Genomic DNA, 16221 nt, shown 5'->3' on the forward strand with positions numbered 1-16221 from the left:
AGTGATAAAAGAAGATTTACGCTTTAACTTCTTCTTTATTCTCTTCAGCGATTGCTGACTCAGTATTCTCTGGCTTTTCGGGCGCAGGGAATTGTTTTACTGGTTTAGCAATAAGTTGACGAGTTGCGCTACGTATCTCAGCAAGTGTAACTTCAAAGCTATCGCCCAATTGATATTCTTTCACGCCATCAATGGTAATAATACCAAGTTCACCGCTACAGCTAATACGTTCTTTATTATCTAGAATTAATGAACTAGGAATAAATGCGGCAGCGCCATTTTCTAATAGGCGTACACGCATTCCAGCGCGATTAATATCGAATACTTCAGCATTAAAGACGGTAGCATTTTTAACGGCGTCTTTTAGCAGACGAACATATAGCCAATCTGAAACATCACGCTCTGCCATGCGGTGGCGACGACGATGTAAGGCAATTTCATCACCAACATTATCATCAGGGGTTTGGCTTGGCTCATTACCTGTGATTAGCGCTTTTAATAGGCGGTGGTTAATCATATCGCCATACTTACGGATAGGTGATGTCCAAGTTGCGTAGACATCTAAGCCCATTGCGTAGTGAGGAGCTGGCGTATTTGCCACTTCACTGTATGCTTGGAATTTACGTAAGCGATTATCTAAGTAAGTGCTATCAAGTGTATTTAACCAACGACGTAAAGCGCTAAACCCATTTAATTCAAGTAATTGCTCTTTTTCAAAAGGTGCATCAGCATTGGTTAAAAACTCCATTGCAGCATCTAACTTTTCAGGGTTAAAACCGCTATGAACGTTAAATACACCAGTGCCGAATTTTTCTTGTAGCGCACGACCAGCACAAATATTAGCTGTGATCATTGCCTCTTCAATCATACGATTTGCTGTACGACGCGCATCGGTATGAATAGCAATAACATCGTTATCTTCACTTAATTCAAAACGGTAATCTGGACGATCTGGGAATACAACAGCGTTCTCTTTACGCCATTTAGTACGTGCGTCAGCAAACGCTTGTAATGCACGAACTTGTTGTTCGATCTCAGCGTTTGGTGTCCAATTTTCACAATTACCATTTTCTAGGTAATCAGAAACGTTATCGTAAGATAGACGGCTTTGCGATTTTATCCATGCTGCGAAGAAAGTAATATTATCTTGGATAACACCATCTTTATCGACAGTTACTCGGCAACAGAGAGTGGGACGCTGCTCATTTTCAATTAATGAACAAAGCTCATCACTTAATTCACGAGGAAGCATTGGGATATTGCGACCCGGTAAATAAATAGTAAAACCACGCTCACGTGCTTCATCATCCATCTTATCGCCAACAGCGATGTAAGAGGTTGGATCTGCGATCGCAATAGTAATATCAAAGCTACCATCAGCATTTGCAACTGTGTAGATGGCATCATCCATATCTTTAGTTGATTCACCATCAATAGTAATGAAAGGTAAATCAGTAAGATCTTGGCGTTCAAGTGCTTCATCTAGCATAGTCCAGCTTTCTTGTGGTGCTGGTTCTGCATTGGGTAGTTCATGGCGTGCTAATGTAACCCACCATGGTGCAATTTTGTCATTACTGTCTGTGATTTTCTCTTTAATATCACAGAAGAATGTTTTGTTTTTGTCTGTAAGAGGGTGGCGGGTTAGCGTCGCTACAACCCAATCGCCTTCTTTAAGCGTTTCAGGGTTCAAACCTTTAACTGCTTTGGCTTTAATGGCATCTTTAAGCTGAGGATGATCAGGCACAACGTGCAAGCGATCACGAATTAGCTTCACTCGACCAATAAAGCGTGTCATTGATTGTTCAATTAACTCTTGTGGTTCAGCTACTTCACGTTCCTTTTCTGTTCGAATAACAGCCATAACACGATCACCGTGCATAACGTTTTTCATATACAGAGGCGGAATAAAAAAGCTTTCTTTGTTATCGGTTTCTAGAAAGCCAAAGCCACGGTCAGTTGCTTTGATATAACCTTCCTTTTTAGGAAGTGTTTCTTGAATTTGCTTTTTAAGCTGTGCTAACAGCGGATTATCTTGAAACATTATACCTGGTCTCAGATTATTGACGTTGACACTATACTTTTTTGGGTTGATAAAACCAATATTTGAGCAGGATATTTTCATTAAATGTGCTTTTCATTAGTTGGGTTTAATAAAAGCGATGCATATTTTGCATAACAACGAAAAAATTTCAGGGAAAGGTTAATATTGGAAATGTAAAGGTATTAAAAATAAAGCACTGAGACTATAAAGGGGGGCTAATACGACCTTTATAATGTTTGAACTAATGATTGATACATAAGTCTTGAATTAATTGAAGAAGCAATGCGGATATAACATTATTTATCAATGTATTATGTCTTTTGTTTTTAGAATGAAGTTAGTGCGCATTGATGAGTGTTAATTCATCATCTTTCAAATAAGAAAGATAAAAGAAAGCAATTTGAAACTCTATTTATAAGATAAGAATGTGTTGGCTATAAAGTGAGAGGTGATTAACCACTAAGGTTACTTTGCTCAGTATATTTAATGTATTAACAGTAAGATAGATTAAATAATAACTGGCTTATGAATATTTATGTTTATCTGATGTGCTAATTGTTCAAGAAATAGTAACTTGAGACTTATTCTGTGACATTCCTCAATTTTTTCTGGCTTTTTATCAAGTATTGCCTCACAATACGCCCCCTATTAGTCGAGGCCCGTGCTTGAGGTTGCTGTTGCAGAACCCGTATGTAGCAAAGGGGCCCCGTTTTTAAGTCGTTCATATATTGGGATCCCAATGCAAGAAACTGTAACAGAATTTCGCCAACTAGACTTGGCCGACACACTTCTATCTGCACTAGACAACATGGGCTTTGTAGCGCCAACGCCGATTCAGGCAGCGTCTATACCTCTACTACTAACTGGTACTGATGCCCTTGGTAAAGCGCAGACAGGTACTGGTAAAACAGCAGCATTCTCACTGCCTGTACTAAACAAAGTTGACTTATCTCAGCACAAACCACAAGCAATTGTTATGGCTCCAACGCGTGAGCTTGCAATTCAGGTTGCTGCAGAAATTAAAGTACTTGGTCAAAATATCAAAGGCCTAAAGGTTCTTGAAATTTACGGCGGTGCTTCAATCGTTGATCAAATGCGTGCACTTAAAAATGGTGCTCACATTATTGTTGGTACACCTGGTCGTGTTAAAGACCTTATCTCACGTAAGCAACTTCAACTAGACGAAGTACATACTTTTGTTCTTGATGAAGCTGATGAAATGTTGAAGATGGGCTTCGTTGACGATGTAACTTGGATCATGGAACAAGCACCAGAAACAGCACAGCGTGTGCTTTTCTCTGCAACTATGCCTCCAATCGTTAAAGAAATCGTTGATCGTTTCCTACGTAACCCTGCACGCATTGACGTTGCTGGTGAAAACCGTACTGTTGCGAAAGTAGAGCAGCAGTTTTGGGTTGTTAAAGGCGTAGAGAAAGACGAAGCAATGAGTCGTCTACTTGAAACTGAAGATACTGATGCATCAATCGTATTCGTTCGTACTCGTCAAGATACTGAACGTCTAGCAGATTGGTTATCTTCTCGTGGCTTTAAAGCTGCGGCACTTCACGGTGATATTCCACAGTCGCTACGTGAGCGTACTGTTGATCACATCAAACGTGGTGTTATCGATATTCTAGTTGCAACTGACGTTGTAGCACGTGGTCTTGATGTTCCACGTATTACTCACGTATTTAACTACGATATCCCGTTCGATGTTGAATCTTATATTCACCGTATCGGTCGTACAGGTCGTGCAGGACGTACTGGTAAAGCGATTCTACTCGTTCGCACAAACCAAATTCGTATGCTTCGTACTATCGAGCGTGTTACTAAGTCTCGCATGGAAGAGATTCAACTTCCTCTACGTGATTTAGTTGCTGCATCTCGTTTAAACCGTTTAGGCGAAGAACTAGCAGCACAAAAAGAACAAACAAGTGTAGAAGCGTTTGTTGAACTTGTAGAAAAACTACAAGAATCAATCGATGTTGATGCAGCAACACTAGCAGCAATGCTTCTTCAGCGTCAGCAAGGTAACCGTCCTTTATTCTATAAAGGTCCAGACCCAATGATCGCTGCTATCGAGCGTGAATCACAACGCCGTGAGCGTCGTGGTAACGATCGTGACCGCGGTGAGCGTGGCGAGCGTGGCGACCGTCGTGAGCGCGGTGAACGTCGTTCATACAACAATGCTGATTGGGATACTTACCAGTTACAAGTTGGTCGTGAGCAAGGTGTTCAAGTTAAAGACATCGTTGGCGCAATCGCAAACGAACTAGGCCTAAGCAAAGAGTTCATTGGTGCAATCAAACTTGCTCCAACGCATACTTTTGTTCAGCTTCCTAAGAAGATGACAGCAGAAGTAGCTTCTCAGCTTAAGAAACTACGCATTCGTCAAAATGATGTTAAAGCTGTAGTTGTTGAAGGCGAAGTTCTTCGTGAACACCGTCCTCGTAGCGGCAACCGTGATGGTAATCGTGACGGCAACCGTGGTGGCTACCGTGGTAACCGTGACGGTAATCGTGGTGGTGAACGTGGTGGTGAGCGTCGCTTTGACCGTAATCGTGGTAATGACACACGTGGTGGTTACCGTGGTAACCGTGATGGTGCACCTCGCACAGATCGCAAGCCTCGCACAGAAGCATAATTTATTCATTAAATTAGATTGCTAAATAAAAGCCGAGTTATTTAACTCGGCTTTTTTGTGTTTATCAATGTATGTTTGGATGAGATATATTGCCTTGCAGTTAATGTTATCTTGATGTGGTATACATTTATATATATTAAGAACTTTCAGTCTTTAGTTTTAAAATTACCTAAGCGTTATAAGCTTTAGCTCTTACCATTTTTCGGTATTGATTCGGAGTAACATCGAATTCTTTTTTAAAGATGGTTGAGAAATGATAGGAATCTTTATAACCCACTTGTTCTGAAACATCATTGATTGTCATTCCAAAATCGCGCAGAAGTTCTTTCGCGGTAACCATTCGGATCTTTTGAAGATATTGGTGAGGAGCAAGTCCTACCTGATCTTTGAATTTACGATTAAAAGTGCGTAAAGGTAATTGGCAATGTTCTGCCATATTTTTTGCGGTGATCGACTTGCTCATATTGAGTCTGATCCAGTCTTGCGCTAAAGCAATTGATTCATCAAATTGTACCTGCCCTCCAATTTCATAAAACGGTTGATGATCAGATTTACTGATCTCATGCCCGTAATGTGTCTCTATCGTTTTAGCAATTTTCTGACCAAAATTATTTGTTATAAAGTACAGCACCATTTCTGTTTGTGAGTTAATACTTTCGGTGCAATAAAGTCCATTGGCCGAGGTGATTGATGCCTGCCTATTGAGTTTTACCTTTGGATATAATTGAGAGAATTTATCGTGAAAATACCAGTGAGTTGTGGCTGCTTGGTGGTCTAATAAACCCGTTTCAGCAAGCCAGATAGCGCCAGTTCCTGTCGCAATAATTTTGGCTCCATTCTGGTATTGCTTAATAAGCCAATATGGAATTTCAGGATGTTTGGAAAGTGAAGCTAATGGGTTCCCCCACATAGGTGGCAATATAATGACATCAAATGACTCGTCATTTGCAAAGGTACAATCGGGTTGAATACGAATACCTGCAGTTAATTTGGGTGGTATTAGGCTAGGCGCTATCACTTTTATTTCAAATGGGCTCTCTTTTTGGCTTTTTCGGTCACGAAGGCTAGCAGCACTGGTGAGCATTTCAGCGCTTAGTGATATTCCTGTGATCAAAGCACGGTGATAGAGCACAAATCCAATTTTCATACTTTCCCTTGTGTGATCAGTATATTAGTTATGTTGCTTATTATTTTAATGCGTGGCACATATGGCAGTAATTTTGGCACATATATTAGGTGATAAACAATCTAATACTGTTATCCTGTTTTAAAACAGTGTTTAAATAAAAGTCAGGGATTTTAAATGGCAAAGTTACCGTTAATTGTAGGTTTAGGTGGCATCAATGCTGCTGGTCGTAGTTCAGGCTTTCATAGCTATAAATTGATGGTTGCTGATGTTCTTTCAGCTGATGTGATGGAATCAACATGGCAAGATCTTGCTTCTCGAATGGGAGTGGAAGCTGATAATAAAGTGACTGCTGAAGTTATTGATGCGATTAAGGCAGGTACATTTGTTCGTCGTATCGATTCTTTTGATCCTGATAATTTACTGTATCAATACAAAGCTAATTTAAATACAGACAACGATAAGATCTGTTTTACTTTACGTAAGTCGAAGTTGCCGACCAAAATCCCTGATAATTGGGAAGTCGTAGAGGATGGGAGCAAAGTACATATCACGGTTAATGGTAACCTTGATGCATTGATTGAAGATCGTGTTGCTTTCCCTGTTACCAGTGGCGGAAATATTCCCGCGGGTTTCAATCCAGCTTCATTATACAACTCACGTTTTCATCCTCGTGGACTTAGCTTAACCATCTATGGAGCATCTGATGCATTAAATTCATTAGGCGTTGAGTGGGATGAGATTCTTAAACATATTAAACCCGATGAAGTGTCAGTTTATGCGGGTAGTGGTTTAGCGCAAATTGATGAGAATTCATTGGGTGGTATGCTTGCAGCTTCTCTCACAGGTGGGCGTGTTAGCTCTAAAATGATGGCGTTGTCATTGGCTGAAATGCCAGCTGATTTTATCAATGGTTACGTGATTAATAGTATTGGGACAACTGGTACAAACATGGGGGCTTGCGCGACGTTTTTGTATAACCTACGCCAAGGTATGTATGACATTCAGCATGGTAAATCAAAAGTAGTGATTGTCGGTAATGCTGAAGCACCGGTGATACCTGAAATTATGGAAGGGTTCCGTGTTATGGGCGCACTGGCAGAAGATGCCCAATTAAAAGCGCTTGATAGCAGTGATGAGGTAGATAACCGCCGTGCATGTCGTCCATTTTCTGCCAATGCTGGCTTCACGATGGCTGAATCAGCACAATTTGTTGTGTTAATGGATGATGAATTAGCATTAAAACTTGGTGCAAACATTTACGGGTCAGTGGCTGATGTCTTCGTCAATGCTGATGCTAATAAAAAGTCGATTTCGGCACCCGGTGTAGGTAACTATGTCACGGTTGCAAAAGCTGCAGCACTAGCCAAAGCGATTTTAGGCGAAGAAGGCGTTAAGCAAACATTTGTTCAAGCGCATGGTACAGGGACGCCTCAAAACCGTGTAACAGAAAGTCATATTCTCAATGAAGTGGCTAAAACGTTTAATATTGATAATTGGCCAGTAACCGCAATCAAATCTTATGTTGGGCATTCAATGAGTGCGGCGGCTGGGGATCAGTTAGTCGCATCACTTGGTGTATGGCAACACGGCTGGATCCCGGGAATTAAAACCATTGACCATATTGCAGATGATGTTCATCACTCAAACTTGAATATATTAATGGATCATCAATTTGCTGGAGAGATGGGGCAAGATTACAAAGCGGTAATATTAAATGCTAAAGGGTTTGGTGGTAATAATGCTTCAGGTCTTGTTTTATCACCTAAGCAAACACTGACCATGTTAACGGCAAAACATGGCCAGAATGTGATGGCTCGCTATTATCAGTCTAACCAAGCTATTTCCGATGTATCTTGTAGTAATGATAAAGCCGCTTGCTATGGGCAAGAAACCATTCGTTACCACTTTGGGGAAGCGGTGATGGATGAGAATTCAATCACCATGACACAAGATAGTCTACGTTTATCTGAATTTGAGCAAGCAATTGATTTGAGCACGGGAAATCCATACTTAGATTATATCTAATAAGTATATTTTCTCGCATTTCTGAAAGGGTAAGTTATTATTTGACTTACCCTTTTTAATATATGGAACATCAGTGTGAATAAGAATAAAGCAATAGTAATAGGGCTTGTGGGTGTAGTGTTATCACTTTTTACCTTACCGGCTTTCAGTGTTGAATGTCAGCAGAATACGGCCTCGTTACCGTTATGGGCAAATAGCCAACCAAGAAGTGCACTTTTGAGTTTTGTTGAAAAAGTAACAACAGAAGGAAGTAAGGATTATGTAAAACCTATTGATCGTATTGCTGTGATTGATAATGACGGTACATTATGGTCAGAAAAGCCAATCTATACTCAGTTCTTATTTGCCTTTGATCAAATAAAAAAGAAGAGTGCTAATCACCCAGAGTGGAAAACTACCACACCTTATAGCTGGGTTTTAAATAACAATACTGATGCGATCTTTAAAAAAGGCTGGGCTGCATTGTTGCCTATTTTAGAAACTTCGCAATCAGAGATGACACCAGCGGAATATAGCAAAGATGTAATTAACTGGCTTAAAAATAATCAATCGCCACGTTTTAAACGCCCTTATACATCGTTGGTGTTTCAACCAATGATTGAACTGATTGATTACTTACAAGCTAATCAATTTGATGTCTTCATTGTAACGGGCGGAGGTAGCTCTTTCGTTAAACCATGGAGCGAAGCGATATACCATATTCCAGCACAAAATGTGATTGGTACCGCTTTTGGTTATACTTATAAAGATGGTCAATTAGAGAAAAACAGCAAGCTGATTTACATTAATGATGGCCCACAGAAAGCGATCAACATTGAAACGATTATCGGAAAACGTCCAATTTTAGCTATTGGTAATTCAACTGGTGACGAAGCAATGTTAAAATGGACGACCTCTCAAAAAGGTATAAGTCTCGGTATGCTGATCCACCACACTGATGCAAAGCGTGAGTGGAAGTATGGCGCAAACTCGTTTGAGGGTAAGTTTACACCAGCACTGATGGAAGCGGCGAAACAAAATAAATGGCAAGTCGTTGACATGAAGAATGATTGGTGTCAAATCTATCCAACGCAATCACAACAGCGTGTCTTGCCATAAATAAAAAAAGCCGAGCATAATGATATGCTCGGCTTTTTATCGTTCTATTTTGAATCAAACACTAACAAAAAACTTATTTTTTAAGTGTCGTGATCTTCGTAGCTTTGCTATTGATAGCGCGGCGTAAACGTGCACGACGCTCAGCAGCAGATTGATCTTGTGTCGGGTTATTCTTTCTCCCTTCACGTTGACTGAAAGCAGGCTTTGAGTGCATACGCTCTAGTAAGGCATCGCGGCTTTTTGGTTCATAGCCAATTAATTGAACACGGTGGATACGTTGACCGATCAAGCGCTCAATTTGCACTAGTGTTAGCTCTTCTTCACGGCTAACAAAAGAAATGGCATTACCTTTTTGTCCTGCACGGCCTGTACGACCAATACGGTGAACATAATCTTCTGCAAGGAAAGGCATGTCGTAGTTAACAACATACGGCAGGTTTTGAATATCAAGACCACGGGCAGCAACTTCTGTTGCAACCATTACACGTGCTTTGCCTTCTTTAAACTCTTCCAATGCACGACGACGCGCGCTCTGTGCTTTATCACCGTGACAAAGTACTGCTTTAATACCGTCTAGTTTAAGCTCTTTAACCAGTTGATTCGCTGTTTCTTTGTAATTGACGAAAACGAGTACTTGTTTCCAGTTCTTTTTGCCAATTAATTCAGATAGCATTTCACGCTTGCGATCTTCATCAACAGGGTAAACCACGTGAGAGACGGTATCAGCTGTACTATTCTCAGGGGTTACCGTAATACGTTGTGGTTTATGAAGAATATCAGCAGCCAGAGCATTCATTTGTGCTGAAGACGTTGCTGAGAACAACATGGTTTGAGGCTTGGTTCGGATATCATCAAGGATCACACGGATCGCACCGATGAAGCCCATATCTAACATGCGGTCTGCTTCATCGAAAACAAGGAATTCAAGGTTTGCTAGTGAAACATTGTTTAGTTCCATATGCTCGATCAGACGGCCTGGTGTAGCAACAAGAATATCAACACCTTGTTCTAGGCGTTTTTCTTGTGACGACATTTTTTTACCGCCAAAAACAGCAGTACAAGTGATGCTAGTGTATTTAGTGTAGTCGCTGATGTTATTTGCAATTTGCTCTGCCAGTTCACGAGTCGGTGCCAAAATTAGAGCACGAACATTGAAGCGGCTTTTTGATTTTGGTTTTTCAATTAATTTTTGAATAATTGGCAGTGAAAAAGCGGCAGTTTTGCCTGTACCTGTTTGTGCTAGTGCAAGAATATCAGCACCGCGACGTGCTTGAGGGATAGCTTTTTGTTGCACTGGTGTGAGTTTTTCATAACCGATTTCAGTTAATGCTTTAACTAAATCTTGAGAAAAACCTTGTGATAAGAATGACATGCTTTGTTCCTAAACTGTCGGCTATAGCCGATTACATTCATAAACTCAGTTGCTTATGAATGTAATCATCTTGCCGTTAAAATGGTCGAATATTATAGTTGATTTTAGGTTAATTCGCTATCTTAACGTAATATGTTAGTGGTTTTGAGTTACGCCTTTTTCATTTGTATTATTTATCAATTGACTTGATTTAAGGTTACTATTTTAGCAAACCATTATCAGAAGATGGCTTTATTAATATGTCAGGTCTTAAAATAAGCCTAGATAATATTAAGCCCACATATAGCTTAATACGATATGTGGGCTTTTATCATTTATTGCTATTGAGATTTAAACTTATTACTTAAATTCAGCTTTGCGCATACGGTTCAGCACAGCCATTACCTCAATGACACGAGGTTTCGACATTTCGCCGTATTTAGGCATCATATCAGCCCAGTTATCATGCAGCATGTTAGCAAATGCACGCGCAGGGACTTTTTCCCAACCTTTAAGTTGTGCAAGTTGGAACCATAAGTAACCAATAGCAAGTAACTGACTAGGATGAGCCACTTGTTCTAACGCTTGCAAATCAACGTATTCACGACCAAAGCGTAACGATGTTTTATCTTTCACTTGAATACGGAATTTTCCTTCTTCAAGTAACGCTTGCAGCGCGCTACGGTTTATTTGGCGTGTTCGAGGACGAACAATCACTTCTGTACCTTCAGCTTTACGTCGGGTAGGGTGAGAAGCAACAACTTCACGTGCTTTATCTGTTACATCTACTGCTTCATAGTTATGCATCTGAATAACAGTATCGGCCACATCTAAATAGTCACCAGAGCCACCCATAACAAGCATTACTGAGATATCATGCTGATCGCGAAGTAAAGCGATACGGTCAACAAGTGGCGTAATTGGCTCATCATCTTTACAAATCAGTGCCTGCATGCGCTCATCACGGATCATAAAGTTTGATGCAGAAGTATCTTCATCAATCAATAATGCTTCAGCGCCAGCTTCGATCGATTCTTGTAACCAAGAAGCTTGTGAGGTTGAACCTGATGCATTTTGGCTAGTAAAGGCTGTGGTATCTTTACCCATAGGTAAGTTGCTGATGTAAGGCGATAGATCAACATTATGAACGCAACGACCATCTTCAGCGCGTATCTTAGCGGCATTATAATTGGTTACGACGTACTCACGACCATCACCAGGGATATGATCGTAAACAGAACGCTCAATGGCACTTAATAACGTTGATTTACCATGAAAACCACCACCAACAATTAAAGTAATGCCCTCAGGAATACCCATACCACGGATTTTACCTTTGTGTGGCGCTTCAAGCTCTACTGCTAGGTTATCAGGGCTTGTAAAAGGTACAGCGTTCGGAAGTGGTAAATCACTGTTACCCGCAAGGCGAGGAAGAATACTTCCATCAGCAACAAAAGCTAAGAGTTTATGTTCTTTTAACTGTGCGCGAAGTGCTACTTGATCTTCTGCTGCTTCACAGTGGGCTTTTAACTCTTCCATTGGTAATTCGCGTGCAATCGTTGCACGGCGGATCATTTTTGGTAGGTGGAAAGTTAATAGATTCATTGTACGCTTAGCAATGATGGTACGACCGTCAGCCGGAAGGTTTACACGAAAACGTAATTCGATACCTTCGTCATCAAATACCACCGCTGTACGGTCAAGGATCACCTGTCCTGGCATATCAATAAGTACTGCATTATCTTGTTGCGATAAATCTGCAAAAAAGCGAGCAATAAAATCTCGTGCTGCACATTGATAGACTGAAGATTTTTCACGTAACCATTCTAGATCGGTGAGTGACCATGCTCGACGGGCACGTACACGAGAAGCCGGCGCAAACGGGTCCGATTGAACGGTATCAATATAAAAGTCGAAATCAACGAAGTGGTATTCACCGCGCATACTCGTATAGCTGCGGTAATTATGACGGTCAATTTTATGGAGTTTGGCTTCGAGTAATTGCATATCGCCTCGATATCGTTCGTTATGGTGCACAGCACCTAAAATCTAGTGTGTTCGGGGGCTGGATATTACACTAAAGTCTGATAGTTAGCATGTAAACTTTAAACGAGATCACAATAATTAGTGCTTTTTCATTATGGCTTTAAATATGTTTTGTCCTTAGGTTTATAGTTTAGTTAATAAGATGTGACTTATAGTGAGGACTCATTCTTCGTGCTTAATACATTATTCGTTTATGGCACTTTGGCGCCAGAACAATCTAATGCCTATGTGCTTTCTGATTTGAAAGGTTCTTGGAAAAAAGCGAGCGCAATTGGATTTATTTACCCAAACGGTAAAGGCGCGACATTAGGTTATCCTGCTTTTGTACCGCAATCAGAAGGGGAACGTGTTCAAGGCTTACTCTTTACGTCTGATGAATTGACAACGCATTGGCAGCGTATTGATGATTTCGAAGGCGAGGGGTATGACCGTGTAGTGATCACCGTTATGCTTGACGATGGCTCTGAACAATCGGCATTTGTGTATCGTTTAAGTCCAAGTGAAATGTAAGTCAGTCTGGCAAGATTATAGAGATATAAAAAACAAGATCGCTATTAATAGCGATCTTGTTTTTAAATAAATTGGCTTATCGACGACCGAGAACTTTAATGCCAGCACTGCCATCTTCAGCACGGCCATACACTTGAATATCTGTTACACAGCGCTCATAAGAGAATCGACGCCAATCTGTTTTTTCGTTTTTATCTAATTTGCGTTGAAACTGGAATACGCGCGAAGAGCCATTTTGAAATTTAAAGACGACTTTTGTTAAAAACACATCACGTTCAGCTTTGATCTGAATCGATTTAGTATTACGACACAGTGGTACAGGGATCTTAGCGTGACTATTTTTAGCTTCAAGAAGAATAGTACGACCTAATGTAAATGTATCAGCTGAAGCTGTTGTTGAAAATGCCATCGTAGAAAGCATGATTGCTGCAGCCATTGTCGCTTTTAGTTTCATAAAGAAATCTCACAAGTAAAAACTGCACTGATTATAATGAGATAAATTCGAAATGGCTAAATAATTTGTTGTAAGTATCTGTAATTTAGTAATACAGAACATATGTCAAATAGTTGGGTGTTTTTTGTTTTATTTTGGTTATGTTGTCGTCACTTGAAAATCAGTTTGAGCAATAATGCATAAGAAAAAACGTGGTGTCATCTGAAAGGAGATGACACCGTTTATTATTAATAGTTAGCCAGCTGAGCGACCACCAATACATTGGCTTAAGAAATTATCAACTTTTCTCGCAAGTTTCCTTGCTTGCCTTGGCGTTCCATAATGGTGGCCAACGTTATTCATTTCCCAGTACTGTACATTTTTTCCTGCTTTCTTTGCCGCTTCGACAAAACGACGAGATTGCTCTGGGATCACAACAGCATCACTGTCCCCTTGAATGACTAATAGAGGCGCATTCATATTGTTAACAAAGTTGATGGGTGATTGTTGTGCGCGTTGCTGCTTCATCTCTGGATCGTTGAAATCACCAATATAATTTACCCAAATATCTTCATATCGCTTCCATGGTTCAGGGAAGTTTTTTACCATTAGCTCTAGATCTGACATACCAAAAATATCAACACCGCAAGAAAATTTATCGGGAGTCAGTGTCATACCGACTAAGGTTGCGTATCCACCGTAACTAGCACCCATAATAGCGACATTGTTCGGATCTGTTATTCCTTGCTCTACTGCCCAATTTACACCATCAATTAGGTCGTTATGCATAGCTTTAGAAAACTCACCATAGCCTGAAGATGTAAACTCATAGCCGTAACCTATAGATCCCCTGAAATTAACTTGAATAACCGCATAGCCACGGTTGGCAAGTAATTGTGCTTCACTATTAAAGCCCCAGTAGTCGCGAGCATGTGGTCCACCATGAACCAGTAATACCGTTGGAAGGTTATTGGGTTTAATGCCCTTAGGTAGGGTGATATAACCGTTGAGGGTTAAACCATCTCGGCTCGTGAACTGAATGGGCTTTTGAGTGGCAAGAAACTGCGAGTAATGATGTGATTTACTTTGTGATAACAGTTCTTTCTTGTTGTTAGTTGCATCATACAGATAAATATTATATCCGTATTCATTATATTGCTTAACTGTGAATTTCTGATCTTTATTGTCAGTGCTAGAAATAAAGATTTCATTTTTGCCTTTTTGATAAAAATTAGAGACTAATTTTTTATAATTAGGATTAAAAATTTTGATTTCTTGATAATCAGGATAACTGGCTGCTAATGCTGGAGCATGATTATTGTCATAGTAATATCTGTCTACATCAACATTATCATTTGAATAAAGGGTAGTAACTTCATTGGTTGCAAGATCTAGCTCAATAAGTTGAATCTTGTCGGAATTATTGTTGGCTAAAATAGTGAGGGTATTATTGCTATGATTCAACATAGCATGTGCAACTTCACCATTTTTACCTGTATCAAATAATAATTTATCAGTGCCGAATTGATATATTTTTCTGTTATCTTTTATATAAGCGAAAATTGAACCGCCTTTAACTCTGTCGTCAATAATGAACCCATCTATTGTTAATTCTTTATCGACTTTAAATAATAATGTTTCTTTTTTTGTTTTAATATTTAAGCGGTATAAATTGAAAATTTTAGTATCACCACTGTTATGTCTAATAAGAATGTTCTCTGGGTCGTTAAATAAAAGATCGACAACATTGATCTGATTGTTTTTATCATAAAAAGGTTTAATGAATTGTGTAGGATACTCTGTATCTAAAAAGAATATTTTAGATTTCATATCGTCAAATTGAGGCACATAAATAAGGTTGCGGCTATCAGGCATCCATTCGAAAAATGAAACCCAGTAATTAAATTCACCTGTTTTACCGGTTTTTAAATTCTTAAAATGTAGCGTAGTCAATGGATTACCATTGTTGTCAAAACTGTCTTTGAGCCAAGCCAGTTTTTCACCATCAGGTGAGATTTGGTAAGAATGTGTACCGTTTGTTGCTGTAGTCAGAGCTTTAAAATCTAGCAAGATAGGTAGTTGTTGAGCTACCAAAGACTGGTGCGTTGCTTCTTTGGGCTGTGCGCAACCCGAAATTAATAAAATCAGAGCAAAGCTTTGTATTATGAAAATGAAAAGTTTCATGATGTTCTCAATATAGCCGACTAAATATAAAAAGATAATAAATGAATTATTATGCTTATATTATGAATTATGAATGTTTTACATACTGTTTATAGTAAAATTGCGATCGGAATAGTGCTTATTTAAAATGCAGTTGATAGGACTTAATATGCTTGTAATTTTGAGGTATACAGAGAAGGATCAAGAGGGTGTGAAAGCGGTGTCTTTATTTGAGGATCAAATTCTATTTGCCGCGACAGCAGATGACTTTTTAGAAAGTGAATCTGCAACAATGCATCTTTATGTGATTAAGTTGAACAGCCAAATAGTAGGTTTCTTTAAAATAGATATTGCTTACTCTCATGATGTGGATTTTTGCTCTGAAAATTGTATTGGTTTGCGAACCTTTGTTATAGACCAAAAATTACAAGGCAAGGGTATTGGTAAACAAGCATTAATGGTTTTATTTACTTATTTAGCGAAGAACTACTCAAATTATCAAAGGATTTATTTAACAGTAAATTGCAAAAATACAGTGGCAAAGCGTTGTTATGAAACGGCTGGCTTCACTTTTACAGGTGAGCGTTATCTAGGAGGTTTATTTGGGCCACAAGAAATCATGTATCATGATATTTAAGGTAGCCGAATAACGTTATTATTAATTGGTAGTATTTCACATTAGTCCTATTTGGAATAATAAGATGTAAGTCACATTCCTATATGTATTGTTTTTATTTTTGCTTATATTTTGCGAGTTGGAGCACGCTTTTTATTTATTGCT

At 39.4% G+C, this 16221-nt stretch carries 11 protein-coding genes; 5 read left to right on the forward strand and 6 right to left on the reverse strand.

Annotated features, from left to right (window positions below):
- Nucleotides 1-16: 16 nt before the first annotated feature.
- Nucleotides 17-2041: an exoribonuclease II gene (locus C9J40_RS13995; RefSeq protein ID WP_107247255.1), complete on the reverse strand. Its 2025-nt coding sequence runs from the start codon at nt 2039-2041 to the stop codon at nt 17-19.
- A 739-nt stretch (nt 2042-2780) separates the two neighbouring features.
- On the opposite strand from C9J40_RS13995, the gene C9J40_RS14000 reads away from it, so the two are divergent.
- Nucleotides 2781-4685 (forward strand): DEAD/DEAH box helicase, encoded by a 1905-nt coding sequence (locus tag C9J40_RS14000; RefSeq protein WP_107206853.1) that lies wholly within the window; start codon nt 2781-2783, stop codon nt 4683-4685.
- A 169-nt stretch (nt 4686-4854) separates the two neighbouring features.
- Here C9J40_RS14000 and C9J40_RS14005 read toward each other — a convergent pair whose 3' ends face one another.
- Nucleotides 4855-5832, reverse strand: a complete 978-nt coding sequence (locus tag C9J40_RS14005; RefSeq protein WP_107206854.1) for a GlxA family transcriptional regulator — start codon at nt 5830-5832, stop codon at nt 4855-4857.
- A 156-nt stretch (nt 5833-5988) separates the two neighbouring features.
- Here C9J40_RS14005 and C9J40_RS14010 point away from each other — a divergent pair, with 156 nt between their 5' ends.
- Together C9J40_RS14010 and C9J40_RS14015 are read left to right on the forward strand one after the other, a co-directional pair.
- On the forward strand, nt 5989-7839 hold the full coding sequence (locus C9J40_RS14010) for a beta-ketoacyl synthase (protein WP_107247256.1): 1851 nt from the start codon (nt 5989-5991) through the stop codon (nt 7837-7839).
- Nucleotides 7840-7914: 75 nt separating this feature from the next.
- Nucleotides 7915-8937, forward strand: coding sequence for an HAD family phosphatase (locus C9J40_RS14015; RefSeq protein WP_233217792.1), 1023 nt, complete (start codon nt 7915-7917; stop codon nt 8935-8937).
- Nucleotides 8938-9010: 73 nt separating this feature from the next.
- Here the strand turns inward: C9J40_RS14015 and C9J40_RS14020 are convergent, their stop codons facing one another.
- Both C9J40_RS14020 and C9J40_RS14025 read right to left on the reverse strand, forming a co-directional pair.
- A complete protein-coding gene (locus C9J40_RS14020; protein ID WP_107247257.1) occupies nt 9011-10309 on the reverse strand; it encodes a DEAD/DEAH box helicase in 1299 nt (432 codons plus the stop codon).
- A 339-nt stretch (nt 10310-10648) separates the two neighbouring features.
- Nucleotides 10649-12295: an ABC-ATPase domain-containing protein gene (locus C9J40_RS14025; RefSeq protein WP_045127646.1), complete on the reverse strand. Its 1647-nt coding sequence runs from the start codon at nt 12293-12295 to the stop codon at nt 10649-10651.
- A gap of 210 nt (nt 12296-12505) precedes the next feature.
- Here C9J40_RS14025 and C9J40_RS14030 point away from each other — a divergent pair, with 210 nt between their 5' ends.
- Nucleotides 12506-12844: a gamma-glutamylcyclotransferase family protein gene (locus tag C9J40_RS14030; RefSeq protein ID WP_107206857.1), complete on the forward strand. Its 339-nt coding sequence runs from the start codon at nt 12506-12508 to the stop codon at nt 12842-12844.
- A 76-nt stretch (nt 12845-12920) separates the two neighbouring features.
- Here the strand turns inward: C9J40_RS14030 and C9J40_RS14035 are convergent, their stop codons facing one another.
- Together C9J40_RS14035 and C9J40_RS14040 are read right to left on the reverse strand one after the other, a co-directional pair.
- Nucleotides 12921-13298: a DUF2541 family protein gene (locus C9J40_RS14035; protein WP_107247258.1), complete on the reverse strand. Its 378-nt coding sequence runs from the start codon at nt 13296-13298 to the stop codon at nt 12921-12923.
- 234 nt (nt 13299-13532) lie between these two features.
- A complete protein-coding gene (locus tag C9J40_RS14040) occupies nt 13533-15461 on the reverse strand; it encodes a S9 family peptidase (RefSeq protein WP_107247259.1) in 1929 nt (642 codons plus the stop codon).
- A 148-nt stretch (nt 15462-15609) separates the two neighbouring features.
- Here C9J40_RS14040 and C9J40_RS14045 point away from each other — a divergent pair, with 148 nt between their 5' ends.
- Entirely contained in the window at nt 15610-16077 is a 468-nt protein-coding gene (locus tag C9J40_RS14045) for a GNAT family N-acetyltransferase (RefSeq protein ID WP_107206859.1), read from the forward strand.
- Nucleotides 16078-16221: the final 144 nt, after the last annotated feature.

The sequence above is a fragment of the Photobacterium sp. GB-72 genome (assembly GCF_003026095.1).
Taxonomy (GTDB): domain Bacteria; phylum Pseudomonadota; class Gammaproteobacteria; order Enterobacterales; family Vibrionaceae; genus Photobacterium.